Annotated in this window: 19 protein-coding genes and 1 tRNA gene; 12 read left to right on the top strand and 8 right to left on the bottom strand. The window is 58.3% G+C overall.

Annotation, left to right across the window (positions count from 1 at the left end; all coding sequences use genetic code 11):
• Positions 1 to 5 precede the first annotated feature (5 nt).
• Both BPSY_RS06505 and BPSY_RS06500 read right to left on the bottom strand, forming a co-directional pair.
• Positions 6 to 1,031 (bottom strand): glycosyltransferase family 2 protein, encoded by a 1,026-nt coding sequence (locus tag BPSY_RS06505; protein WP_051921777.1) that lies wholly within the window; start codon positions 1,029 to 1,031, stop codon positions 6 to 8.
• 108 nt (positions 1,032 to 1,139) lie between these two features.
• Positions 1,140 to 2,084: a TMEM175 family protein gene (locus tag BPSY_RS06500; protein ID WP_051921776.1), complete on the bottom strand. Its 945-nt coding sequence runs from the start codon at positions 2,082 to 2,084 to the stop codon at positions 1,140 to 1,142.
• 137 nt (positions 2,085 to 2,221) lie between these two features.
• Between BPSY_RS06500 and BPSY_RS06495 the strand changes: the two genes are divergently transcribed.
• Entirely contained in the window at positions 2,222 to 3,184 is a 963-nt protein-coding gene (locus tag BPSY_RS06495; RefSeq protein WP_033496678.1) for a hypothetical protein, read from the top strand.
• Between the two features lie 101 nt (positions 3,185 to 3,285).
• Here the strand turns inward: BPSY_RS06495 and BPSY_RS06490 are convergent, their stop codons facing one another.
• Positions 3,286 to 3,750 (bottom strand): GNAT family N-acetyltransferase, encoded by a 465-nt coding sequence (locus BPSY_RS06490; protein WP_033496680.1) that lies wholly within the window; start codon positions 3,748 to 3,750, stop codon positions 3,286 to 3,288.
• Positions 3,751 to 3,909: 159 nt separating this feature from the next.
• Between BPSY_RS06490 and BPSY_RS06485 the strand changes: the two genes are divergently transcribed.
• Positions 3,910 to 4,656 carry an SDR family NAD(P)-dependent oxidoreductase gene (locus tag BPSY_RS06485; RefSeq protein ID WP_033496681.1) on the top strand — a complete coding sequence of 249 codons (747 nt, stop codon included), beginning with the start codon at positions 3,910 to 3,912 and terminating at the stop codon, positions 4,654 to 4,656.
• A 140-nt stretch (positions 4,657 to 4,796) separates the two neighbouring features.
• Here BPSY_RS06485 and BPSY_RS11085 read toward each other — a convergent pair whose 3' ends face one another.
• Positions 4,797 to 6,053, bottom strand: coding sequence for a serine hydrolase (locus BPSY_RS11085; RefSeq protein ID WP_052118892.1), 1,257 nt, complete (start codon positions 6,051 to 6,053; stop codon positions 4,797 to 4,799).
• A gap of 312 nt (positions 6,054 to 6,365) precedes the next feature.
• Entirely contained in the window at positions 6,366 to 7,088 is a 723-nt protein-coding gene (locus BPSY_RS06470) for a potassium channel family protein (protein ID WP_033496792.1), read from the bottom strand.
• A gap of 256 nt (positions 7,089 to 7,344) precedes the next feature.
• Between BPSY_RS06470 and BPSY_RS11080 the strand changes: the two genes are divergently transcribed.
• From BPSY_RS11080 to BPSY_RS06455, 3 genes are all read left to right on the top strand, one after another.
• Complete coding sequence (locus tag BPSY_RS11080; protein WP_051921774.1) at positions 7,345 to 8,058, top strand: hypothetical protein; 714 nt, start codon at positions 7,345 to 7,347, stop codon at positions 8,056 to 8,058.
• A gap of 343 nt (positions 8,059 to 8,401) precedes the next feature.
• Positions 8,402 to 8,653, top strand: a complete 252-nt coding sequence (locus tag BPSY_RS06460; protein ID WP_033496682.1) for a hypothetical protein — start codon at positions 8,402 to 8,404, stop codon at positions 8,651 to 8,653.
• Positions 8,654 to 8,890: 237 nt separating this feature from the next.
• Positions 8,891 to 9,337, top strand: a complete 447-nt coding sequence (locus BPSY_RS06455) for a MepB family protein (RefSeq protein ID WP_033496683.1) — start codon at positions 8,891 to 8,893, stop codon at positions 9,335 to 9,337.
• A 202-nt stretch (positions 9,338 to 9,539) separates the two neighbouring features.
• Here the strand turns inward: BPSY_RS06455 and BPSY_RS06450 are convergent, their stop codons facing one another.
• Entirely contained in the window at positions 9,540 to 10,175 is a 636-nt protein-coding gene (locus tag BPSY_RS06450; protein WP_033496685.1) for an NAD(P)-dependent oxidoreductase, read from the bottom strand.
• 80 nt (positions 10,176 to 10,255) lie between these two features.
• Between BPSY_RS06450 and BPSY_RS06445 the strand changes: the two genes are divergently transcribed.
• Both BPSY_RS06445 and BPSY_RS06440 read left to right on the top strand, forming a co-directional pair.
• Positions 10,256 to 10,642 (top strand): winged helix-turn-helix transcriptional regulator, encoded by a 387-nt coding sequence (locus BPSY_RS06445; RefSeq protein ID WP_033496795.1) that lies wholly within the window; start codon positions 10,256 to 10,258, stop codon positions 10,640 to 10,642.
• Complete coding sequence (locus BPSY_RS06440; RefSeq protein WP_051921773.1) at positions 10,639 to 10,917, top strand: DUF5067 domain-containing protein; 279 nt, start codon at positions 10,639 to 10,641, stop codon at positions 10,915 to 10,917. Before BPSY_RS06445 ends, BPSY_RS06440 begins: the two co-directional genes overlap by 4 nt.
• Positions 10,918 to 11,078: 161 nt before the next feature.
• On the opposite strand, the gene BPSY_RS06435 is transcribed toward BPSY_RS06440, so the two are convergent.
• Positions 11,079 to 11,154 (bottom strand) — tRNA-His (locus BPSY_RS06435).
• Positions 11,155 to 11,506: 352 nt separating this feature from the next.
• On the opposite strand from BPSY_RS06435, the gene BPSY_RS06430 reads away from it, so the two are divergent.
• Together BPSY_RS06430 and BPSY_RS06425 are read left to right on the top strand one after the other, a co-directional pair.
• Positions 11,507 to 12,874: an alpha-amylase family protein gene (locus BPSY_RS06430; RefSeq protein WP_081884293.1), complete on the top strand. Its 1,368-nt coding sequence runs from the start codon at positions 11,507 to 11,509 to the stop codon at positions 12,872 to 12,874.
• Between the two features lie 52 nt (positions 12,875 to 12,926).
• Positions 12,927 to 13,952 carry a threonine aldolase family protein gene (locus tag BPSY_RS06425; protein WP_033496687.1) on the top strand — a complete coding sequence of 342 codons (1,026 nt, stop codon included), beginning with the start codon at positions 12,927 to 12,929 and terminating at the stop codon, positions 13,950 to 13,952.
• Positions 13,953 to 13,989: 37 nt separating this feature from the next.
• Here BPSY_RS06425 and BPSY_RS06420 read toward each other — a convergent pair whose 3' ends face one another.
• Positions 13,990 to 15,168 carry a pyridoxal phosphate-dependent aminotransferase gene (locus BPSY_RS06420; protein WP_033496799.1) on the bottom strand — a complete coding sequence of 393 codons (1,179 nt, stop codon included), beginning with the start codon at positions 15,166 to 15,168 and terminating at the stop codon, positions 13,990 to 13,992.
• A 294-nt stretch (positions 15,169 to 15,462) separates the two neighbouring features.
• Between BPSY_RS06420 and purT the strand changes: the two genes are divergently transcribed.
• The 3 genes from purT to BPSY_RS06405 all read left to right on the top strand — a co-directional run bounded on the left by purT (position 15,463) and on the right by BPSY_RS06405 (position 21,527).
• Positions 15,463 to 16,755, top strand: a complete 1,293-nt coding sequence (gene purT / locus BPSY_RS06415) for a formate-dependent phosphoribosylglycinamide formyltransferase (RefSeq protein ID WP_033496690.1) — start codon at positions 15,463 to 15,465, stop codon at positions 16,753 to 16,755.
• Between the two features lie 195 nt (positions 16,756 to 16,950).
• Positions 16,951 to 17,724: a phosphoribosylaminoimidazolesuccinocarboxamide synthase gene (purC, locus tag BPSY_RS06410; protein WP_051921772.1), complete on the top strand. Its 774-nt coding sequence runs from the start codon at positions 16,951 to 16,953 to the stop codon at positions 17,722 to 17,724.
• Positions 17,725 to 17,804: 80 nt separating this feature from the next.
• Positions 17,805 to 21,527 carry a phosphoribosylformylglycinamidine synthase gene (locus BPSY_RS06405; RefSeq protein ID WP_033496692.1) on the top strand — a complete coding sequence of 1,241 codons (3,723 nt, stop codon included), beginning with the start codon at positions 17,805 to 17,807 and terminating at the stop codon, positions 21,525 to 21,527.

The following is a 21,527-nucleotide window of genomic DNA, read 5'->3' as shown; positions in this document are numbered from 1 at the left end:
TCCGTTTATTTCCCGGTCTGCACGGGAACGGGATCGGCCCCGGACTCCGGCACCCGATCGGCATCCGCATCACTCTGGTCGCCCCTGAAGAAATCGACAACGGTTTTGACCTTTTCCGAAATATCCGTGTCCTCAAGGTCGTCGAGGAATCCCTGCATACGATCCTTGAATTTCGTGCGCGACTCCGGATCGATCTTCAATCCGTAGACGATGCTCTGCCTGATGGTCTCAAAGTCCGTATTCCCCAGGATGTTCAGGGTCTGAAGGGCGACGTAGCGTTTCAATTCCGGATACCGTCCGCGGATGTAGTTCTCGCGGTCCTCGGCGGCCTGGAGCCAATCGCTCATATTCGAAGTGGAGATCGCGCCCATCGCCGATCCGCTGCGCAGACGGTAATGGTAGAGCGCATCGGGAATGCGGACGATCCGTTTCGATTCACCGATGACATTGCAGATGCGTGCCATATCCTCGATCTTCCTGCCGACCGGGAATGAGAAATCATGGTCGAGATAGGTGGAGGCCGGTGCGAGGAAGGCCCAAAAGTACCCGTTGATCTCCGACTGGATCTGCAGTTTGATGGCTTCCTGCGGTGTCAGCACCGTCGAGTCGCTGTAATCGTTATGTTTGTATGAGGATTCAAGCTCGGTGCCGGATTCGCCGATCGTGTCGAATTGGAACATCACCAGATCGGCATCATGCTCCTGCATCGCACTCAGGCAGCGTTCGACCAGATTCGGCTCGATCAGATCGTCCGGATCCATGAAGTAGATGTAGGCCCCGGCCGCCACTTTCAAACCGGCATTCCTGGCTGCGGAGATTCCACCATTGCGCTGGTGGATCACCTTGACCCTGTCGTCCTTGGCCGCCCACTCATCGCACATCTGGGGGCAACGGTCCGGCGACTCGTCATCCACGAGGATGAGTTCGATATTCCGATGCGTCTGGGCCAAGGCACTGCGCACGCTGGCATCGAGGAATTCCTCGACCCCATAGACCGGAACGATGATGCTTACCAGCGAATCGCTATCCACGATTACTCCCCCTCTTGCTCAGCCACTGTCCCGGCTTCGCCTTTGCTTCGTTTCTTGTCTGGTACTGCCACAGTAAGTGTGTTCCCCAACACCCATTATCGGCGCTGGTCAAGCTTGGTGCTGACGGGTGTGACGCTCCCTGCCCCCATCACGCCCGTAACCACCGCTTCCATCCATACGCTGCACCGCCTGCCTGGATGGGCGGTCCACCGGCGGACGTCCTTCCCTTGCTTGCGCACGGTGATCGGCGGCATCACGGAACCACTCGGATGCCTGTTGCTCGCTGATGCCGAAGGAACGCTGGACCTCCTGCACGAAATGCTCCCATGCCGCCCTTTTCGCATCCGAATCGCTGTCCGCTCTTCGCACCTCATGAATGTATCGTCGCAGGAAGGCCAGGAATTTGCGTTTGTCGCTTTCCGAAAGCTTCATGAAGCTGCTCACGCCGACAGGTTTGAGTTCGGATATATCGGCCAGATTCTGCTGTTTCGAAGCATTCGATATGAATGAGCGGATAGGGATGATGATGAACAGCACCAGACCCGCCACAGGACTGAAGTATGCGATCGCGATGAATCCGGCGATGAGCAGAATGCTGCTGAGATTGGTTTTGCCGAAGATGTAGGTGTATACGGTTTTCATCTCTTCCGCGTCGTTGTATTTCGAGGGGAGGATGGATCGTGCTATCAGAATCTCCAGAACGGTGACCACAAGGTAGGCCGCACCACAGAGCATGACCGTGGTCTGCGTGATGTCCGAGATCATGAGCTTCGTGAATGCCGGAATCAATGAGATGGCAAGCAGCAGAATGAAATCACGGATGATGATCCTATGGGATACCTCCTCGACCTCGTTGAACATCAGCGCATGCTTGTACCAGCAGTCCGCCACGAAGCAGAAACTGACCACATACACCCCGATGTTCTGCCCGAGCTGAACATAGTCAAGTCTTCCGTCAATAACCTCGACGGGCACTTCCAACACCATGATGGTGAGGATTATGGCGAACACGGCATCGCTGAACACATCGAAGCGCTCTTTAAACTTCTTCATACCCAAAGTATGGCCCCACACATATACCACTCGGTGCCGCATCAGCGATACGAAGGCCTCGGGACCGCTCCGATGTACTTGCGGACCGTTGTCCTGTAAGGTATATGGACATTACTGTTTCCCAGATGGAGGCTGTTATGACGTTTCTGAAAGAAGCCATACGAGCTGCTGACGCGGCGAGTGAGCAAATCGTCGACATGGCAGGCAAGGCGAGAATCACGGTGATCGAAAAACTTGCCGACGTGGCCAAAGTCGTGTCCGACAAGCTTGAGGATGCCAGACAGAACGTACGACAGAGCGCCGAGGACGCTGGCGATGCCGTGGCCGAGGCCACCGCCGAGACCGCGCACAGCACGCGTGAGGAGGCCGAGCAGGTCAGGAAATCAGCCACGAAGGCGACGGCATCCGCGAAGAAAAGCGTTGCCAAGGGCGCTGAAAGCGTCAAGAAGGCCGCATCGACAGGCACGGCAGCCGCCGCATCCGCTGCGAAGAAGACCACTGCCAAGGTCTCCCGAAGCGCGGCAGCCACGGCCAAGAAAGCCTCGACCGCAGTGAAACGCGCGGGTAGCAGCACCGCGAGCGCGGCCAAAAAGGCGGCATCCACCGCAGACGGCAGCACAGGTGCCACCAAGAAGACAGGTGCCGCCAGGAAGACGTCCACGACAAGCCAGACCCGCAGCAGAACGGCCGCGAAAAAGAGCACCGGCGGAAACGCTTCAGGTGCGTCATCGAGCGCATCTGACAAGGCGGACGGCAAGTCAGACGGCACGGAAACGACGGGTACTGCCAGGAAGAGCGCAGCCAGTACAAGCACCACCAGAAAGAGCACTGCCCGGAAGAACACTGGTCAGAAGAACACTGGTCAGAAGAGCACTGGTCAGAAGAGCACAGCCCGGAAGAGCGCCACAGGAAAGAGCACATCCGCTAAGGGCAGCGCCGGGAAGGGCACGACTCAGGCCAGCACCGCTCAGAATAAATCCCCCCAGAGCGAGACCGCCAAGACCGACAGCGCTCGGACATCTGCCACGAAGACGGGCACGAACAAGTCGAACGCCAGTAAAGCCGATACCGACAAGGCGGCAGGCGAAAGCGAGAAGTGAGGGGCGGGCGTGGCTGCCGTACAGAAGCGATGCCATCAAGCACCATAGTCATGTGATGCGGATGCGCTCGGTGTGTGGCAGCCCTGACCGACCGCACGCCTTCACAACGTCAGACGCATGATGATTTCGCCGTCATCGAGATCGCCTGTCGGTATGAATCCCATCTTGTCGTAGACATGCTCAGCCAAGGCATTGCCCGGCACATATGACAGCTCAAGGGCATCGTATGCTCCGGACCGCCTGCTTTCAGCGATGAGCTTCTTCAATATCCTGGTGCCGAATCCCCGGTTGGTCGATTCCGGCGGGATGAGCAAACGCCATATGTCAAGGGTTCTGCTTGAGCGCTGCGTATGCGTCATCACGAAGGCTATCGCCTTGCCATCGAGGCAAGCCAGAAAAGGATCGACGCTCCCTTCGGCGCGATACAGCCAGGCTTCCGCCAGTGAATACAGCACCGGGGCCACATAGTCCTCATCCTCGGGACGTTTCAACGCAATCGCATCACTGAAATTCGAATGATCAATGGCTACGAAGCTGATCCGCTCCTCCGTGGGCTCTTCTTCCATACCCCAACCGTATCAACAGCGCATCCCTACATGGTCGTTTCGAACGCAGCCGTTCCAGACACTGTCATTCGAATGCGGCCATTCCAACCGTCCGGAATGGTGTGTCTCCCGGCATTGACGATTACACTATTCGTAACCTTTCGCGAAAGGAAGTGATTAATGTCAGCAAACAAACGATTCGAAGGCAAAACCGTTATCGTCACCGGAGCAGGATCAGGCATCGGCAAGGCGACGGCCGCACGGCTCATCAATGAAGGATGCAGCGTGGTGGCGACGGATGTCTCCGAAGACAGACTTGAGGAGTTCAAAGCCGAATTCCCCTCAGCGGATCTGAAGACGGTGACAGGTGATATCTGTGATGACGCGGTGATACAGCAGATCGTGGGGGCTGCGGATTCACCGATCGATGGTCTCGTCAACAACGCCGGGATCATGGATGGATTCCTGCCGAATGCCGAAGTCGACGATGCCACTTGGGAGCGCGTCATGGCGATTAATGTCACCGCGGTGATGAAACTCACCAGAGCTGTTTTACCGATCATGATCGAACACGGATCAGGATCCATCGTGAATGTGGCTTCAGAGGCGGCGACCCGTCTCGCAGGCGGCATCTCCTACACCACATCGAAATATGCCGTTGTCGGCATGACCAAGAACAACGCGGCCTTCTATAGCAGGAAAGGCGTCAGAACGAATGCCGTGCTGCCCGGAGGGGTCATCACCAATATTGAGGCCCCGTTCAAGTCGGAATACGCGGCGGAGGTATTGAAAGGCGCTTTCCAGGTCACACCTCCCCCGGCCTCACCCGAGCAGCTCGCAGCTGCGATCACCTGGCTGTTGAGCGATGACTCGCTCAATGTCTCCGGTGCGATCATGACATCGGACGGAGGTTGGAGCACCCTGTAATCCCAGTGTCCGGCGGAATCGAAGGGGGACGCCGGGCAGACAAGACCCGGATGCCCGGTCAATGCCGGATGTCCGGGTCTTGTCTGCCCGCTCCCATACCTGAATCAGATGGATGCCATCTCAGGCAGGAAAAGGGTGGTTCACATCCCTGATTCGCTATGAGGCTCCACGATCCTTCTACCGACCGCTTTCGCGAGGATGCAGCATGCCCCGGTAACGGCAAGGATGACGACCAGCACCGGGATCAAATCTTCCGAAGCACCCGTATCAGCCAAGGTCTTCGCTGTCGATGCAGCCTTGGTGCTCTGTGATTGCTCCACTCCACCGCTTGCTGTCGAAGCATGATCGCTCGCAGCACCCGCGGTCTCACCGGGCATCGTCACCGTCGGCGTGGGCGTGTTTGCGGGCTCCCCGCTCGTGGCAACAGGATGGTCTTCCAACAGATATTGGTACACGACCTTCGCCACCGCTTGAACCTGCTCGTTCGCGGTGTTGAAGGCTGTGGTCCAATCCGTGAACTGCGATGGGTCGAATGAGGTCATCACCGAAAGCGCCACCTCCCTACCGGGAACCAGCACATAGCCGGTGTCGTGGCTGACATCGGTGTTCTCGCCGGTTTTGTTGGCCAGAACCTCCCGTGGAATGACCGCACCGAATTTGGTGTTCACTGTCTGCTGGCGCATCCACGCGATGACCTGCTTGGCCGATTCCTGGGATATGATGCCGCCCGAAGAATCGGTGCTCGCCCGGTATATCAGGGTGAGCAGTTTCGCATCCTCATCCGAACTGATCCAATTCTCCTCTTCGGCCGTATGGGGCAGGATCATCTTGCGTCCCAGATGGAAGCCTGAATCCGCCAACCCAACTGACTGCGTGTAGGCATTGATCTTGTCGAATCCGCCAGCGAAATCGATGAGTCGATTGGTCGCGGTGTTGTCACTGACGGTGATCATCAGCCGCATCAGCTCGGATAGGGTGAAATCCTTCGGCAGAGCAGCGACATCACTTTGTATGGTTCCGGCTCCTCCAACAACATCACTGCTCTCTACGGTGATCGGCGTATCCAACGACCACTTCCCCTGATCCACACCATGCATCAGATACGAGGTGATCCCGAGTTTGATGGTGCTGGCGGCTTTGAACGCTTGGCCATGGGCGCCCGCAGACAAGCTCCCTCCCCCATAGACACCGCTGAGATCCTGAAAGGTCGCTCCCACCGTGATGCCTTTGGCCTGTGCCGAGGCTATGACCTCGTCGATTCTCGTCTGCAATGCCGCCGTTGACTGTGACGCCTTTACGGAACCTTGCCCTTCGGCAAATGCGCTTGGCACGACCGCAGTCATGAGCGCGACGGCCATCGTCATCGCAGTGAATGTCATCACCGATTTATGTTTCATTCATTTCCCCTTCTTAGACCGCTTCGTAGCGGATAGGAAAGAACTTAGGGATGCTTCATTGCGAAATGATGACGACGTTTTTACGAACAGTATTCACATTATTTCAGCACTCATGATGAAAGCCTTTGCGCTGAGGTATCAGTGTCGCGGGGAATAACTCCCAGGGCGGACGATCAGCCAAGCAGCGCATCCATACGGACAATATCGTCGTTCGCAGGAAAGGAACTGAGAATCTTTCTGGTGTGTTTTCCGTTATTCCAGCAAGCACCAGGTCCTCAGGTCGCATATTCCACAACAGTGTGGTGCGGCAATCTATGACTGCTTCGGTATCTTGATATCATCAAGTTTCCGCTCTATGCGCTCAAGACGCTGCGATACCAATTCCACCTGTTCACGGGTGATTTGCGTCTCCTTCTTTTCCTCAGCGCCAACCTCATCGACGATCCAGGATGCCAGGGTTGCCGTAACCACACCGATCAACGCTATCCCACCCAGCATCAGGACGAATGCGATCACCCTGCCCGTACCGGTAATCGGCGAGTAGTCACCGTAACCAACCGTGGTGATCGTCACGAAAGTCCACCATAAGGCCTGCCCGAAATTGCGTATCGATGCACCAGGAGCGTATCGCTCGGCATCCAGCACAGCCAGCGCGCCGATGAATACGATCAGCACCACGGAGGCGGCGGCATACATCGTTATGCGTCCGCGCAATGCCATGCCGCTCGTTCGATGCAAGGCATTCAGAGCGGTCAGCACACGAAGCACTCGAAGCGGTCGGACCATCGGCAACACAACGATGATCAGATCGAAGAGATGGTGCACGAACCAATCCCACTTCTTCTCAGCCAACAGCAGGGACAAGAGGTAATCAACACCGAATACCACCCAGAGGGCATTCATCGACCACTCGGCGAGATCATTCCACACCCCAATCGGCTGAGCAAGAATCTGCCACGCGTACATAATCAGGAACAGGAACGAAAGAACGGTCAATGGCCACTCGGTAATCGACTCCCACTTTTTCAAGGTCATATCTCGCACATTGGCCCTCGATAGGGACATCTTATCGGGGAATTCCCACAGCGGCATCCGGCAACTGTCCCAATCGATCCAAACAACGTCGAGACAGCATTGTGCGGCGTCGTCAGAGTCTCAACACGTGTATTGAGGAATGACGGGAACCTTCATACGTCGCTCTGCGGTATCCAATCGTGATATCGCATCACGCTGTTTACACAGGTGGCGTTATGATTCCTTTCAGGCACTGTTGCCAAAAGAGAGAAGAAACATGAATAAGAAAGCCATATCCCTCCTCATATGTGGTTTGCTCACCATAGGGCTCGCAGGCTGTTCTTCGGAATCATCAGCTTCATCCAGTGAGGCGGAGGCCTCCGCAAGCGCTCTTGCGGCAGAGTCCAAATCGGCGGAGGCAGCGAAGGCTGCGGCGGCCAGCGAACAGGCAAAGCAGGAACTCGATAGTGCAAAAAGTGAATTGTCAAGCACGATCAGTGATGCCCACACCTTGCTCGATTCGTCGAATGACAACGTCGCCGACCCCCAAACGCGGGTGGATCTCACCGATGCCATCAACACCGCGACGGCCATAGACTCCGAGTCACCTGATGACTTCACGGATGCCGTGCAACCATTGCAATCCGCAATGGACAAGGTGACCGCAAGCGTGGAGCAGAAAAAGGCGGACGACGCAGCGGCAGCCCAGAAGGCCGCCGAGGAGAAAGCCGCGCAAGAAGAGGCCGCCCAGGAAAAGGCGGCAGCCGATCAGGCAGCAGCACAGAAAGCCGCCGCCGAAGCGGCAGCCCAGGCAAAAGCCAAGTCCGATGCCGAAGCGGCTCAGCAACAATCACAACAGCAGTCGGGCAACGGTTCATTGCTCGCGGTCTGCAAGGATGGCACCAGATCAACCTCTGCACCAGGAGCGCCCAACTACAGAGGTATGTGCTCCCACCACGGAGGCATATCCCAAAAATTAGGCCGGCAGTAATTTTCGTGCCACTCGGCAATGAGGCAATGGTTCCGGCGAGCCCCGGTTGCTGAGCATCTGGTATTTCGTATGAATCGCGTTTCCTCTGGTGACGCGATTCATGTCTATCTATTCATACGTATCTATTCACACGTATCTATTGATTGAAAAGAAGATCCGGTCATGAACAATGACGATATGAAGAAGAGAATGATCGGGGTGGTGCTCACCGCAAGCGCCGAGCCGGAAAGGCAATAGCAGAGAGCGTCCACGGCTTAGAGAATCCTGCTTCGGCAAGATATATGTCCGTGTGGGAATCATCATATAGGTATGAGGTCCATCAAGAAAGAAGTCGGATAAGGCTATGCATCGATTAGTATGCCGCAAGTGCGGCAGTTCGAATATCAGCGTGCAGATCAGCACCATTCAGACACCGAAAGGCCGCCACGGCGCAATCTATTGGATTCTGATCGGATGGTGGCTGCATCCCCTCCTGTGGCTGTTTCTGACTTTGCCCATGCTGATCTGGCGGGTGATACATCCGAATAGGAAGACCAACATCAGGACGCAGAAAATCGCGGTCTGCCAGCAGTGCGGGTATTCCTGGAGCGTGTAGACCCGAAACGAAACGCATGCGATTCGGCTTCCAATCCGCACTATCCGCAGCCGACGTATACGCCAAGCGATTCGGCACTCTTATCGCTGCTTTGGTATAGCCAGTTTCCTCTTCAGCGATTGTTGACGGGAAGAATACGCGCTTCCCTGTTTTGGCAACTCACGATCCATGACGACAACGTCCCCTTATCCTTCCTGCGGTTGCCGATCAGGCGAGATGGCGAGATAGACTGTCCGGATGCATTTCACCGCCTTCGAAGAGTATGCGACCAGCCTCGGGCTACCGATTGAGGTGACCCCTGAAGAGCAGAACAGCGATTACGAATCGGGTCTTGCACACATCCACGATGAACTGTGGCATATCCGCACTGCCAGAAACACCCCAAGCAAAGCCGGAGCTTTCGTTGCCTTCTGGCGCAGATCCGCGGATGGCGCGACGATGCCGTTTACGCGTGACGACCATTCCTCGGGATTGTTGGTATTCGTCCATTACGATAATCGGCGCGGCTTGTTCCGGTTCACCGCAGAGCATCTTGAAACGCTCGGCATCACCGCAGGCGGCCGACCGGGAAAACGTGGGTTCCGCGTATATCCCAGCTGGTGCTCAGAATTGAACGCTGGCGCGCTCCTCACCCAGCGCAAGCAGGCTCCCGCATTCGAAGAGCTTGGCCACATCTCAAGATAGCGACTCTGCAGACGGCGATTGCTGATAGAGACGGCAAAGGTTCTCTCGCCCACCGGGTGAAGGTCAATCGGGCCCGTTGGGTATCTACACCACAGGGCTCGGCACAGCCACCCGGCCCCAGGTCGGAACAGGCTGAATCCTGCACCGGGCCCCGCGCACCTCAGCGCCTGTGCACGGGACTGGTGGTAACCGGTTTCACCGCTCAGTACGCGAAGTGGATCTGGCCTTGCTGGACAGTGGGATCCTCGATCTCGTTCACGATCGCTGCCGCAAAGTCGGCGCCGCTGATCGCGGACTTTCCTTCGGCATCAAAGAGCGCGACGTCGCCGGAGGTGCGATAATGACCGAGCTTCTCACCCGGCGTATAGGCACCGAACTCTGCAGCCGGGCTCACGAACAGCCACTGACCGGCGCTATCGCTCGCAAGCAGGTCCTCGAGAATCGAATTCATCTCCTTGGCTTCTGCAACGAAGGCTTCGGGCAGATCATCGCCGTCTGCGAAGCGGGGCGCTCCTTCCGATGGGCGTAACGAGCTGAAACCACCGACTGCGACGAAGCGGACGTCCGCCTTCACCGCCGTATCGGCGAGCTTGGCATAGGCTTCACGCAACATGCCGACGTTGCTGCCACGCGGAGAGAGCGCTGCCACCACGACGTCCGCGCCGTTCAGATCGGGGATCCCCTGTGTGAGGTCACCGGTGCGATAGGTGACATCGTTGATCTTCTCGGTGGGTAGTGTGCGGCTGATGGAGGTGACCTGGTGCCCGCGTGATGAGGCTTCTGAGACGATGTGTGATCCGGCGTAACCGGTACCGCCAATGACGATGATGGATGCCACGAGTATGTGCTCCTTCTTGTGATGAACGATGACATTAGTTACTATAAGTGACCAGACTACCTTTAGGAAGTAGGCACTTTTTGGTAACCAATAACCACATTCGCGGGAACCCCTATGAGCAGGGATGCCCGACCCGGAGGATCCTGGACCGCATCGGCGATAAATGGACCGTACTCATCGTCGGAGCGCTTGAGGAAGACACACTGCGGTTTTCCGAGCTGCGCCGTCGCATTGAGGGGATCTCCCAGAAGATGCTCACCCAGACCCTCCGCGGTCTCGAAGAGGATGGGCTTGTCACACGCACCGTGACGGCAGAGGTGCCAGTCAGAGTCGAGTACCGTCTCACAGATGCCGGGCAGAGCCTCCGCATCCCGTTGAAAGCGCTCGAGGATTGGTCGATCGACCACCTGGGTCAGGTGCTGGATGCACAGGCCGCGCACCAGTCGAAGGACGCACCCTCTAGTTGATACGCATTGTTGCAACCAACACCGGGTCAGACACCATGTTCATGTCCGCCTTCGACTTCAAGGCATTCCAGAACGGCACAAGCCTCGACACCGCCATATACACCGATAACCCACAAGGATACGATGGCGAGGCGCAGATGAAGACCATCAAGAAAGGCGTGAAGCAGACCGTACAGGTCGCGTACGTCCTATCGGATCAGACTTCACCCGTATCCGTTGAGGTATCGGATCTCTTTAGCGGATCCAACAAGATAACCAAGGAATTCACACTCTGATCAGAATCGGCGATGAAGGCCCCGCTTCGGTGGGGTCTTTTCATATCCCGGATTCTTCGCCATGCAATTTGGGGTACCCACGGGGTACCCGATCCAAATACTTTCTATGCGTCTAATGTAATGAAAAACCCCGCAACCATTGGGGCTGCAGGGCTTTCGCGTGGGGTGGATAACGCGGCTCGAACGCGCGACCTTCTGAACCACAATCAGATGCTCTACCGACTGAGCTATATCCACCATGGTGCATGATCAACATACCAAAATCACACAACAGATGGATACTATACACGAATCGACAGCGTGCCACGCCGACTGTTAAAAGTCGTCGAAGAATTATCCGGGGCCGCTTATGCATGAGCGCTGCATACCAGGTACATACCCGGCACATAACCGGCACACAACCCAGTGCGCGATAGGTGCACAGCCGATGCATACCCGGCACATTTACCCAGTGCATATACCCAGTGCACACCCCGGCATATCCAAGCTTCTGGCCGATCCTGCACATAGCCAGTAGTGTTAACGGTATTCGTCTGTATTCAACATTCAACGGATTTCTTGGGGGTGTTCAGTGAGGACAGAGCCAGACATGCATACGGGTGCAGACAGACCGCAGGATGCCAACGCTTCTCAAGTTTCCGGAGGGCCCCAGGCATCCCAAGAAGATCGTCTCCTGTCACCTCCGTCCTGGGCGGGCGAAGCGGTGTGGTGGCATGTGTATCCGCTGGGATTCTCCGGTGCGACGATACGGCCCGAAACCCCCGAGGATCGGCATGCGGGACGCGGCCTTGACGCCTTGATTCCCTGGCTGGATTATGTCACCAACCTCGGAGCCACCGGACTGCTGCTCGGCCCCATCTTCCAATCGACGACCCATGGCTACGACACCACCGACTTCATGCATATCGATGACCGGCTCGGAGGAGATGAGGCATTCGAACGATTGGCGAGCGCCGCCCAGGGCAGAGGTCTCCGCATCATCCTCGATGGTGTCTTCAACCATGTCGGAAGGGAACATCCCGCGGTCGCGGCAGCACTGGACGCAGACCCGGCAGCAGCATCCCCCTGGCATGGCTTGATCAAGACGATTCCGAACACCGCAGCGCAGACGGACTCCCCCGAAGCCCGGCTGCCTGTTTTCGAGGGGCATCAGGGGCTCGTCGAGTTGGACCATGACTCCCCTGCCACGGTCTCGTACGTCGCCGAGGTGATGAATCACTGGCTGGATCATGGGGCCGACGGGTGGCGTCTGGACGCGGCGTATTCGGTGGCTCCCGAATTCTGGGCGAAAACGCTCCCGCTGGTGCGTGAGCAGCATCCGGACACATGGATTTTCGGCGAGGTGATACATGGGGATTACCCTGCATTCGTGCAACACTCGACGGTTGATTCGGTCACGCAGTACGAATTATGGAAGTCGATCTGGTCAAGCATCGCCAACGGCAATTTCTTCGAACTCGACTGGAATCTGCAACGTCAGAATACCTTCCTGAAGACCTTCATCCCCCAGACCTTCATCGGCAATCATGACGTGACGCGCGTCGCCAGCCAGACCGGTCAGGAGGGCGCCATACTTGCCCTCGCCATCCTGATGACGGTCGGTGGCATCCCCAGCATCTACTACGGCGACGAGCTGGGAATGACCGCCATCAAGGAGGAGCGGCTCGGGGGCGATGATGCGATACGTCCCGCTTTCCCCGAACATCCCGAAACACTGGATGACGCAGCCCGGCGCATATTCGACGCGCATCGTGATCTGATCGCGCTCCGTCGCAACCATCCGTGGCTGTCCCAGGCCCAGATTCGAAACATGCATCTGGAGAACCGGAGTTTCGTTTACCGACCCACGAGCGCGGACGGAGGGCAATCATTGCAGGTTGAGCTCAGTCTCGATCCCACGCCCCATGTTGTCATTAACGACGAGCACAATAATCCGCTGTACGATTCTCGACAGTAAGACGTTTCCCCAGCGGGAGGCGAACAGCGATATCAGTCATGATGAGGGGCATATGCTGCATTTTGAAAACGACTATTCCGAAGGCGCTCACCCGAACGTACTGCGCAGGCTTATCGATACGAATTCAGCCCAGCTGACGGGCTATGGCGAGGATGAGTGCAGCGTCGAGGCGAAACGAAAAATCGCGCAGGCCTGCGGCAAGCCGGATGCCGATGTGTTTCTGCTGGTCGGCGGCACGCAAAGCAATCAGGTCGTCATCTCCTCACTGCTCACATCCTATGAAGGCGTGGTCGCGGCCGACACGGGGCATGTCAGCATGCATGAGGCGGGGGCGATCGAGACCGCGGGCCATAAGGTGCTCACCATCCCCGGGGTCAATGGCAAGATCGAGGCTGATGCCCTTGAGCGTTTCCTCGCTGCTTTCTTCGAGGATCCGAATCACGATCACATGGTGTTCCCCGGCATGGTGTACATCTCCTACCCGACCGAATACGGGACCCTGTATTCCAAGGATGAATTGACCCGGATATCATCCGTGTGCCATCGCTACGATCTTCCGCTGTATGCGGATGGCGCCCGTCTCGGCTATGCACTGGCATGCCCTCAGAGCGATCTGACACTCACGGATATCGCCGAGCTGTGCGATGTGTTCTACATCGGCGGCACCAAGGTCGGAGCCCTATGCGGTGAGGCGGTGGTGTTCCCCGGCGGCAACGCTCCCGCTCATATGCTCACGATGATCAAACAGCATGGCGCGCTCCTCGCCAAAGGCCGGTTGGTCGGCGCGCAATTCGACGCCCTGTTCACCGATGACCTCTATATGCGTATCAGCCGCAATGCGATCGAAACGGCCGCGTCACTGCGTGAAGCGCTCATCGAACGCGGGTATCGCTTCTACATCGATTCGCCCACGAACCAGATATTCATCATCCTTGAGGACAGCGCCCTGGCACGTTTGGCGAAGGATGTGATCTTCAGTATCTGGGAGCGCTTTGACGATGAACATACCGTCATCCGTCTCGCCACCAGTTGGGCGACGAAGCAATCGGATGTCGATGCCCTCGTCGCTTTGCTCTGAATAGGAGCACCCTCGGCACGACAGCCGTCAACCGTCATCAGGCTGACTGCAGAGCCTCACGGATGCGTCGCGCCGCCTCGGCCAAATCGGATTCCGGCCTGAGCAGGCTCAAGCGGACGTATCCGGCGCCGGTCGGTCCGAAATCAGAGCCTGCGATAACCGCGACGCCTGCCTGCGCAAGCAGCCAGCGTGAGAATTCGGCATCGGAGACGCCGTCCGGCACCTTCATCCACGCGAAGAGGCCCCCATGCGAATCGCAGACCGTGAGGCCCGCTGCGGCAAGACCCCGTTGCAGGGTGAGGAAACGCTTCTTGTAACGCTCCGCCAACACCCGGACGGTCGCCTGATCGCTGTTGAGCCCTGCGGCACCGGCATCCTGCACGGTTGTCCCCATCAGCAGGCTGGTCTGCCGATGCACCATTTTCAGCGCATGCATGAGCTCTGGATTACCGGCGACGAAACCGCCCCTCCAGCCTGCGATCATGTACATCTTCGAAAGCGAGCACAGCTCCACCGCAACATCGACGGCACCCGGAGTGCTGAGCAGGCTGATCGGCGGCTGATCGTCAAATCCGATGCCGGCATATGCGAAGTCGTGCATGATCACGAAGTCATAGCGTTTGGCCAAGGCGACGGCCTGGGCGAAGAATTCCGGTGTGGCCGCGGCCCCCGTCGGATTATTCGGGTAATTGAGAATCAAGAGCTTCGCCCGTTTCCACAAGGACTCGGGCACCGCATCGAGATCGGGAAGGAATCCATGCTCGGCATCGGTCGGCAAGGCTTCGAGATGCCCCTGGGCCACAGCCGTGGAACCTTCATACTGCGGGTAGTAGGGACCCGGGACCAGAACCAGATCGTCCGGGTTGACCAAAGTCTGTATCGTCAGACCGATTCCGACCGAAGCACCGCTTACCGCCAGCAGTTGTGTCACAGGATCCAACGCAACGCCATGCTCCTGCCGGTACCAATGAGCGGCGGCCTGCAGATAGGCCGGCTTGCCGTCGAAAGGCGCGTAGCGGAAATCAGCGGGATCGTGAGATGCCTTGACCGCCGCCTCGATCATGAACTCCGGGGGCTCGCCATCCGGGTTGCCTTTGCTCAGATCGATCACATCGGCACCCTGCGCCATCGCCGCGGCGACCCGCGCATCCGCCGAAGCGAAAGGATTGTCGGGGATCGATTTCGCCCGTTGAGCCAACATCCCTGTCAAATTCATCACGGCTTCATCGATCTCCTGTGCCATCACGTACTCCCCCGACCTGCTTCGGCTGTTCTTCGCCACCATCCTACAATCGCATTGCCACTGCGTTAAGCCCGTTTCCGCATGGCACTGTCCGGAACGTGCATCCATGGCGCACCTTCCTGGAATCCACCGCCTCGTCTCGTGCCGCCTCGCGCCAGGCATATATGAAGGGAGACATGGAGGCCTTCATCCATACCGGCGCCTTTCCATACCCAGTGCCTTTCCATACCGGTGCCTTTATCCATACCCCAGTGGCACAATGGGCGCATGAGCGATGCCACTGCATACCAGTCCAATCCATCCCTCCCCAACGAACGTCAGTTCGGCACTCCCCTTGCCTCCGAGAACACGCGCGCGCTGCTGCTCGGATCCGGCGAGTTGGGACGCGAAGTCACCTTGGAATTGATGCGCCTCGGCGTATGGGTGTGTGCCGCAGACAGCTACGCAGGAGCCCCTGCCGCACAGATAGCGCACGAATCGCGCGTGCTTGATATGGCGGATCCAGAAGCCCTGCGCGCACTCATCGCCGAGATCCATCCGGACATCATCATTCCGGAAGTGGAGGCGATAGCCACTTCGGAACTGGCCCAGGCAGCCCAATCGGGCATCCAGGTGACACCAAGTTCCGACATCGCCGCGATCTGTATGGACCGCGAGCGCCTTCGCGTTCTGGCACATGAGACGCTTGGCCTGCCTACAACGCCGTATCGTTTCGCCGAATCGGCGGAGGAACTGCGGGCCGGGGCGGAGGCCGTCGGCTATCCCTGCGTGGTCAAACCGATTATGAGCTCCTCCGGGCACGGGCAATCCGTGGTCCGCGAACCCGCATCACTTGACGCCGCGTGGGATGAAGCACAGACCGGCGGCAGGACCGCCGGACGCGGTCAGGTGTCGCGCGTCATCGTTGAGGCCTTGGTTCCTCTTGAATACGAGCTCACCGTGCTCACCGTCAGTTCAAGCGCGGGGATCGTCACCTGCGCGCCGATCGGTCAGCGCCAGGAAAGCGGTGATTACAGGGAATCCTGGCAACCGGCCAACGTGCCGTCAAAGATTCTGGCCGACGCCCGGCACCTCGCGCATCAAGCGGTCCAGGGACTTGTCGATCATGCCAGAAGCGCGGATGAGCAGGGTTGGGGTGTGTTCGGCGTCGAGCTCTTCGTGCTCACCGACGGCACCTTGCTCTTCAACGAGGTCTCCCCACGCCCGCATGACACCGGTATGGTCACGCTCGTCTCCCAGCGTCTGAGCGAATTCGCGCTGCACGCCAGGGCCATTCTGGGCATCCCCGTGTATCCGAATGATGCCGTGACCAATCTTCCCGAGCATTCCACCGCGGCCAGTCGCGCCATCGTGGTGTCAGGTGAAGGGCCCGCGGTGTTCTCGAATCTTCCCGACGCCTTGGATGGGGAGGGAACGGAACTCCGTATCTTCAACAAACCGGAGGTCCACGGTCACCGTCGCATGGGGGTGGCTCTGGCGATAGGACGGGATGAGTCCGAATCCCGTGAGAAGACCGCTCGCATCATCGAGAACCTCCGCATCAGCACGAAGGCCTCCTGACCGGCCCGATCCGCCCCTTGCGAAGCTCCTTGGCCGTCGCACCGATCCCCTCCTCGGCGGAATCGATACAGCTTGTTTCCTCCGCCGTGGACGGGGATTGCGTGTCATCCGCTTGTATCAGGCGCTTGGTACTGTTTGCACTGTCCGTTGACGATAAATCCCCTCTGCGCATACGCTGCACAAGAAAGGCGAGCCATGGAGAAGTTGGATCTGCTCTACCAAGGCAAAGCAAAAAAACTCTACGCAACCGACGACCAGGATGTTCTCTGGGTCGAATACATGAACCAGGCGACTGCCGGTAATGGCGCGAAGAAGGAGCAGATTGAAGGCAAGGGGCATCTCAATAATGAGATCACCTCGCTGATGTTCCGCTTACTGGCAAAGCGAGGCATCGCCAGCCATTTCGTGAAGCAGCTGTCGGGAACCGAGCAGCTGGTGCGCAAGATGACGATGTTCCCTCTGGAGATCGTCATGCGCAACGTGGCGGCGGGATCCTTCGCCACACGCTACGGCGTCAAGGAAGGCACCGTGCTGAGCAAGCCGGTGCTTGAATTCTTCTACAAGAGCGACGAGCTGAACGATCCCTTCATCAACAATGATGACATTCTTGCTTTGGAGCTCGCCACCGAAGAGCAGCTGGAGATCATCTCCGCCAAGGCGCGTGAGATCAACCAGGCTTTGCTGGCCATCTTCTCCTCCATCGACGTCAGGCTTGTGGACTTCAAGATCGAGATGGGCATCACCTCGGATGGCATGATCCTTCTGGCTGATGAAATCACACCCGACACCTGCCGGCTGTGGGATGAGCAGGGCCAGGGCGAAGACTCCGAGGCCATCGAACATCTCGACAAGGATCTGTTCCGTCGCGATCTTGGAAGCATCATCCCGGCTTATGAGGAGATCCTCACTCGTCTGCAAGGACTTGAGAGCCCCGAGGCTTGTGGCGGCAACTGCCACTGCAAGCACTAAACACCCAGAACAGAGCGGCCGACTCTTCTGGTGTCGGCCATCGTGAAGATAGTCTGCCCCACGAAGAGAGGACAAGCACTGTGGTTTTCCGCGTCTACGTTGAGAAACAGGTAGGATTCGATATTCAGGCGCAGCAGCTGAAGCATGAGCTGCGCACAGTGCTCGGCCTTGAGGCTCTGAGTTCACTGCGGCTAATTAACCGATACGATGTCGAAGGCATCAGTTCAACACTGTTTGACCAGAGCATCCCCACGGTCTTCAGCGAGCCCCAGAGCGATGTGGTCACCGATGACATGCCTTCGACCGATGGCGCGCGCGTGTTCGCCGTCGAATATCTTCCGGGGCAGTTCGACCAGCGCGCACAATCCGCCAGCGAATGCATCCAGTTGATGAGCCAAGGGGAACGTCCCACCGTGCGTTCCGCGACCGTCTACATGCTTTCCGGGAATCTGAGCGACGACGACGTCGAAGCCGTCAAACGCTACGTCATCAACCCCGTCGAAGCCCGTGAGGCCTCTCTCGACACCAGAAGCACGCTGCTCATGGAAATGGCTACCCCGGCGAAGGTTGAAGTGCTCAAGGGCTTCACCGAACTCGATGAAAGCGCGCTCAAGGCCTTCATCGAAGAGCGGGACCTTGCCATGGATCTTGCGGATATCGCATTCTGCCAGCGGTATTTCAAGGATGAGAAGCGCGATCCGACCATCACCGAAATCAAGGTCATCGACACCTACTGGTCGGATCATTGCCGCCACACCACCTTCGGCACGGAACTCGATGATGTGCGGATCGATGACGCCAAGGTCCGTGAGGCCTTCGCACGCTATCTTTCACTCCGACACGAACTGGGCCGTGAACACAAGCCCCTGTGCATGATGGATATGGCCACCATCGGCGCGAAATACCTAAAGTCCACCGGCGTGCTGCGCAACCTGGATGAGTCCGAGGAGATCAACGCCTGCACGGTGAAGACCACCGTCGACGTCGATGGTGAGGATCAGGAATGGCTGTTCCTGTTCAAAAACGAAACGCATAACCACCCCACGGAGATCGAGCCTTTCGGCGGTGCGGCCACCTGCATCGGCGGGGCCATCCGCGATCCCCTCTCCGGACGCAGCTATGTGTATCAGGCGATGCGCGTCACCGGCGCCGCTGATCCGACCACCCCGCTCGACCAGACGCTGCCCGGAAAACTGCCACAGCGCAAAATCGTGACCACTGCGGCCGCGGGCTACTCCTCCTATGGCAATCAGATCGGTCTGGCCACAGGCCAGGTCCATGAGATCTACCACCCCGGCTATGTCGCCAAGCGCATGGAGGTCGGAGCGGTGGTGGGAGCCACGCCTGCGAATCACGTTCGCCGTGAGGAACCGACACCGGGCGATCAGATCATCCTGCTCGGAGGCCGCACCGGCCGCGATGGCATCGGCGGGGCGACCGGCGCATCGAAGTCACAGAACGCCGAAAGCCTTGAGGATTGCGGTGCCGAGGTCCAGAAGGGCAACGCACCCATCGAGCGCAAGCTGCAACGGCTGTTCCGTCGTGGCGATGCATGCCGTCTGATCAAGCGCTGCAACGATTTCGGGGCCGGCGGCGTCTCCGTGGCCACCGGCGAGTTGGCTGATGGGCTCAACATCGATCTTGATACCGTTCCCAGGAAGTACGAGGGTCTGGACGGGACCGAGCTCGCGATCTCCGAAAGCCAGGAGCGCATGGCGGTGGCCCTGGCAGCCGAAGACGTCGATGAGTTCATGGAATATGCCCGTCAGGAGAACCTTGAGGCCTCCGTGGTGGCGAGTGTGACCGAGGAGAAGCGTCTGCGCATGACCTGGAAGGGCGACACGATCGTTGATGTCAGCCGTGCCTTCCTCGCCTCGAACGGCGCTCCGAAGCACACCGATGTGCATGTGCCCGAAGCCGAGGACTACAGTCGCGGCTGGAAGGGTGAGAGCTTCGGAGAGCGGATGCATTCACTGGTCATCGACCAGAATGTCTGCTCGAACAAGGGGCTTGCCGAACGTTTCGACAGCACCATCGGCGCGGCCACGGTGCTTATGCCTTTCGGCGGCAACCGGCAACTGACGCCGAGTATGGCGATGGTGGCAAAATTCCCCGTTGACGGTGAGACCACCACGGCGAGTGCCATGGCATGGGGATTCAATCCCTACATCACGGAACGCAATCAGTTCACGGGCGCGTATCTGGCCGTCGTCGAAAGCATCAGCAAGCTGGTGGCCGCAGGATTCCGCCGTGAGGACGCATACCTCTCCCTGCAGGAGTACTTCGAAAAGCTCGGTGAGGATCCGGCGCGCTGGGGCAAACCGGTCGGGGCCGTGCTCGGCGCCCTGATGGCTCAACTCGACCTTGAGGTCGGTGCCATCGGCGGCAAGGATTCGATGAGCGGCAGCTTCGAGGATCTCGATGTGCCGCCGACGCTTATCAGCTTCGCCGTGGCGGTCGGGCCTATGGACAGAGCCGTCTCACCCGAATTCAAGGCTGCGGGCAACCGCGTGCTGCTGATTGAACCCCACTACCAGAAGGACGGTCTCACTCCTGAGGCAGACAGTCTGATCGCGGCGATTTCCACTGTGGAATCCCTGGTCGGCAAGGGTGCGGCACTGTCCATCTCGACACCCGGTTACGGATGCCTGGCCGAGTCCTTGTTCACGATGACACTCGGCAATCGCATCGGTCTGGATCTGAATGACGGCATCGATACCGACGCCCTCTTCGAGCCACGCTATGGCAGCTTCGTGGTTGAGTTGTCGCCGGATGCCGAAATCCCAACGCTCGCCGAGGATATGACGCTTCGTCAGATCGGTGTGACCAGCGAGGACTATACGCTGCGCACCACGGCGGAGACCCTCGATCTGACTGCGCTGCAGGAGTCCTGGGAATCCGGGATCGAAGAGGTTTTCCCATACCGCGCGGCAGGTGAAGAGGTCCGGACGATCAGTTCGCAGCAGATGAGCATCGAACACCATCCGGAGCACGTCGCCAAGCCACGAGTGGTGATTCCGGTGTTCCCCGGCACCAACTGCGAATATGATTCGGCCCGTGCGTTCCGACGTGCGGGTGCCGAGGTGGAGACGGTGGTCATCAACAACCTGAGCCCTGAGTCGGTTGCGCAAAGCACCCGTGCACTGGCTTCCTCCATCCGCAACAGCCAGATCGTGATGCTGCCCGGAGGATTCTCGGGTGGCGACGAGCCCGATGGTTCGGCGAAATTCATCACCGCATTCTTCCGCTCCCCCGAAGTCAGCGATGCCGTCAGTGACCTCCTTGATGACCGCGACGGCCTGATGCTCGGCATCTGCAACGGCTTCCAGGCGCTGATCAAGCTCGGTCTGGTGCCTTTCGGGCATATCGTGCCGATGGCCGAGAACTATCCGACCCTGACCTTCAACACGATCGGACGCCATCAGAGCCGTCTGGTACGCACCAGAATCGCTTCGACGCTCTCCCCCTGGCTGAGCAGGACCTCCGTGGGAGACATCCACACCATCGCGATCAGCCACGGCGAAGGCCGTTTCGTCGCGGATACCGATACGCTCAGCGGCCTTATCGAAGGCGGTCAGATAGCCACGCAATATGTGGATGCGCATGGTGTTCCTTCGATGGATCTTGACGTGAACCCCAATGGTTCGGCACTTTCGATTGAGGCGATCACCAGTCCTGATGGACGCGTGCTCGGCAAGATGGGCCACAGCGAACGCCGCGGACCGGGGCTCTATCGCAATGTGCCGGACGCCCGCGATTTCCAACCGATCATCGAGGGCGGAGTCGAGTACTTCACCCGTTAA

This window comes from Bifidobacterium psychraerophilum, from assembly GCF_000741705.1.
GTDB lineage: Bacteria > Actinomycetota > Actinomycetes > Actinomycetales > Bifidobacteriaceae > Bombiscardovia > Bombiscardovia psychraerophila.
Note: the sequence above shows the minus strand (reverse complement) of the source record. Positions and strands in the feature narration are given on the sequence as shown.

Bases quoted from the DNA above. Each gene is read 5' to 3' on its own strand.
- BPSY_RS06490 (WP_033496680.1), bottom strand. From the start codon at position 3,750: ATGGAAGAAGAGCCCACGGAGGAGCGGATCAGCTTCGTAGCCATTGAT.
- BPSY_RS06455 (WP_033496683.1), top strand. From the start codon at position 8,891: ATGCATTTCACCGCCTTCGAAGAGTATGCGACCAGCCTCGGGCTACCG.
- BPSY_RS06495 (WP_033496678.1), top strand. From the start codon at position 2,222: ATGACGTTTCTGAAAGAAGCCATACGAGCTGCTGACGCGGCGAGTGAG.
- BPSY_RS11085 (WP_052118892.1), bottom strand. From the start codon at position 6,053: ATGAAACATAAATCGGTGATGACATTCACTGCGATGACGATGGCCGTC.
- BPSY_RS06430 (WP_081884293.1), top strand. From the start codon at position 11,507: ATGCATACGGGTGCAGACAGACCGCAGGATGCCAACGCTTCTCAAGTT.
- BPSY_RS06460 (WP_033496682.1), top strand. From the start codon at position 8,402: ATGCATCGATTAGTATGCCGCAAGTGCGGCAGTTCGAATATCAGCGTG.
- BPSY_RS11080 (WP_051921774.1), top strand. From the start codon at position 7,345: ATGAATAAGAAAGCCATATCCCTCCTCATATGTGGTTTGCTCACCATA.
- purT (WP_033496690.1), top strand. From the start codon at position 15,463: ATGAGCGATGCCACTGCATACCAGTCCAATCCATCCCTCCCCAACGAA.
- BPSY_RS06485 (WP_033496681.1), top strand. From the start codon at position 3,910: ATGTCAGCAAACAAACGATTCGAAGGCAAAACCGTTATCGTCACCGGA.
- BPSY_RS06470 (WP_033496792.1), bottom strand. From the start codon at position 7,088: ATGACCTTGAAAAAGTGGGAGTCGATTACCGAGTGGCCATTGACCGTT.
- purC (WP_051921772.1), top strand. From the start codon at position 16,951: ATGGAGAAGTTGGATCTGCTCTACCAAGGCAAAGCAAAAAAACTCTAC.
- BPSY_RS06420 (WP_033496799.1), bottom strand. From the start codon at position 15,168: ATGAATTTGACAGGGATGTTGGCTCAACGGGCGAAATCGATCCCCGAC.
- BPSY_RS06500 (WP_051921776.1), bottom strand. From the start codon at position 2,084: ATGAAGAAGTTTAAAGAGCGCTTCGATGTGTTCAGCGATGCCGTGTTC.
- BPSY_RS06425 (WP_033496687.1), top strand. From the start codon at position 12,927: ATGCTGCATTTTGAAAACGACTATTCCGAAGGCGCTCACCCGAACGTA.